The sequence below is a fragment of the Escherichia sp. MOD1-EC6162 genome, assembly GCF_002965125.1.
Classification (GTDB): Bacteria; Pseudomonadota; Gammaproteobacteria; order Enterobacterales; family Enterobacteriaceae; genus Escherichia; species Escherichia marmotae.
Genome location: NZ_PTSB01000084.1, coordinates 1 through 771, shown reverse-complemented (window position 1 = coordinate 771; position 771 = coordinate 1). Strand labels below are relative to the sequence as shown.

1 protein-coding gene is annotated in these 771 nt (G+C 55.9%); it reads right to left on the bottom strand.

From position 1 onward, the window contains the following. Positions 1 to 79 precede the first annotated feature (79 nt). Entirely contained in the window at positions 80 to 661 is a 582-nt protein-coding gene (locus A9587_RS24240) for a DUF3486 family protein (protein ID WP_000426825.1), read from the bottom strand. Positions 662 to 771 lie beyond the last annotated feature (110 nt).

The window sequence follows — 771 nt, the reverse complement described above, 5'->3', positions numbered from 1 at the left end:
TTCAGGTCGGCATCATCCGCCACCCAGCGTTTCTGATACGGCAGCAGAACATCATATTCACTGAACGTGTCCATTTGTGTCATGCGCTAATCCCCAGAATTTCACGTTTGATGGTGTCAGCCGCACCGCCCGACAGACCGCCCGTTCTGACCAGCTCTTCGGTTTTCTCTGCCATCTCCTGCGCAAACGCATCGCGGATCGCTTTCTCGCGTTTATGGCTGGTCATGGCTGCCACTTCCAGACGCTGGGCAACCAGCGCCAGTTGGCCCAGCGCCTTCGGTGCAACAGGTTTGTCGTCTTCTGCCATCGACATGGACGTTTCAAAGGCCAGCGTTTTTACAAACTCCATCAGCAGCTTGCCGACGTCTGATGTTGGCGCGGAACCCAGCTTTGCCGCCCAGACTTCGGCCATTTCGCGGGAGGCACGGATTTTTGCCCCGACTTTTTCCATGCGGATGGCGTAGCGGTTTAAGCCCGTCCGGCTTAACTGCATCTCTTCCGGCAGGTTATGTTCGTCAATCAGGGCATTGATGGCTTCGCGGATTTCTTCCTGCGTGTGCCGCTTTTCCCGCAGCATCTGATGCAACTGCTCCCGGATGCTGTCCGGGAGTAAATCCACTTTGGAAAGACGGCCACGGGTGGGGCGTTGTTCATTTTCCATGTGTGCGCTCCTGTTGCTCACTACGCTGTAAACTTTCGTATGCAGATTTCAGTGCGCCGTTCTGGATTTCCCGCCATGTCAGGTTGTGCGCCAGACGGCGGAGTTCATCA